This is a genomic window from Senegalimassilia anaerobia JC110 (assembly GCF_000236865.1).
In the GTDB taxonomy this organism is placed as follows: Bacteria; Actinomycetota; Coriobacteriia; order Coriobacteriales; family Eggerthellaceae; genus Senegalimassilia; species Senegalimassilia anaerobia.
On the sequence record NZ_CAEM01000063.1, the window covers coordinates 1 to 1,794 of the forward strand.

Below are 1,794 nucleotides of genomic sequence, written 5' to 3' on the forward strand. Positions count from 1 at the left end.
TATGAGCAGGACATTGTCAATAGACAATATTGGGCCTGGCCTCGATTCTTTCGAACCGGGGTCAGGCCCTTTCTCTATCTCAACCCTCCTGCGGCGACCTCGGCGTGTCTCTCCGACGCTCGTCTTCGCAGTTTAATATCCGCCCGTGGCGCATCTCTGCGCTGGACAATCCGTTGCTACGGCTGGGGTTACCTCGTCGAAACGACAGTCTGTGCACGCGGGTGGCGCCTGCGGCGCTCGCAAAAGAAAAGACTGGGGTTCGCCCCAACGGCCTCGGATCGGACCACAGGACGGGATGGATCGCGCTATGTCGTGACGGCCTTCCCGAAGGCTAGCCGTTCTCGACCATGCAGCCTATCGCCCAGCACCAGCATGCGAGCTCGCGGGCGGTTGCGACGTTGGCCTTGTTCTTGTGGACGCCGCGCTCGAGCATCGCGGCCCGCCTGCCGACGAGTCTTCTCACGCCCTTGGCGGCATGGCGCCTCGCGCCGGGGTCCGGCGCTTGGCCTTTGGCCAGGTCTTTCGAATGGGGAGAGCATCCCAGGTAGTGCCACGCCGACTCGACGAGCACGCGCCTCAGATGCTTGTTGCCCGCCTTCGTGATGCCGCCCTGCCGCACGCTCTCGCCGCTGGAGTGCTCCGACGGCGTCAGCCCGATCCACGCCGCGAACGACCTGGCGTTCTTGAACCTGGAGAACTCGCCGGCCTCGAAGACGAGGTCGGCGGCGCTCATCACGTCGATGCCTTTCAGACACCTGACGGAGTCGACCCTGCGCTTCCACCTGGGCTTGGACGCCTCGGCCTCGACCAGCCTCTCGAGGCGGGCCTTGTCCTCCATCGCCTGCCTCGTGGCGTCTATGTAGTACGCGAGCACGTCGTCGTCGGCCTTCTCTGCGAACGATATCGACTTTATCCACGCCCAGTGCGCGGCGGTCCAGTTGCCCTTGCGGCGCCCGGACGGGGTCGTCTCGCTGAACGCGTGTCCGTGCCTGAGCAGGAACTTCGACAGACGCTGCTTGCAGCGCTTCAAGTCGTCCCTTGCGTCGTCTAGCGCACGCACCAGGTCGCGCGCCGCCTCGCACTCGTCGTCGGGCACCCATACCTCCACGACGTTGCCGACCGACAGCATGCGCGCCAGGAACTCCGCGTCGTTGCGGTCGTTCTTCCTCCGCCTGTCGGCGCTGGGCTTGATCATCTTGGACACCGCGCCGACGACGCAGTCGATTCCCATCGAGGACAGCCTCTTCTGCAGGTCGAACCCGGTGACGCCCGACTCGTAGACGCATTTGGCGGACGGGTCGACGGACGACACCCAGCCCGCGATCTCGGCGGCGTCGTAGCCGAAGGTGGCAGATCGGACCTCGCCGGTCATCGCGTCGAGGGCGACGGCCTTTATCGAGCGCGCGTGCACGTCGAGGCCGACGAAGGTGGTAGTATTCAACATGGGAGAGCCCCTTTCCATGCTTGTGGCGTGGCCGCCACCGGTTCGAATCAGACACTCGCCATTGTCGGCCTAATCCACGGGAATTGCATGCAGCAGGGGCTCTCAATGTTTTTATGTCCTGCTCATATCGTCTATGCTTGCGCGGTTCCGCGCGCGAGGAGATGTGCGGAGGCGCGCCGCATGCGCCGGGAGAGGCCCGCAGGGGGGATGTCCCCTTGCGGCCTTTTCTGCGTTTCGGGGTTGTTCCTTGCGTTGCGGGGCTTCCTACTTCTGCGTTTACGGGCAGCGGCTGCGGCCCTTCCTGTGTTCGGGTAGGGTGTTGCCGAAAGGCGCACGGCTCCCTCAAGAAG

Annotated in this window: 1 protein-coding gene; it reads right to left on the reverse strand. The window is 64.6% G+C overall.

The features are described 5' to 3' along the window. Window positions 1–331 precede the first annotated feature (331 nt). Entirely contained in the window at window positions 332–1,444 is a 1,113-nt protein-coding gene (locus tag SFHG_RS00005; RefSeq protein ID WP_042431902.1) for an IS110 family RNA-guided transposase, read from the reverse strand. Window positions 1,445–1,794: the final 350 nt, after the last annotated feature.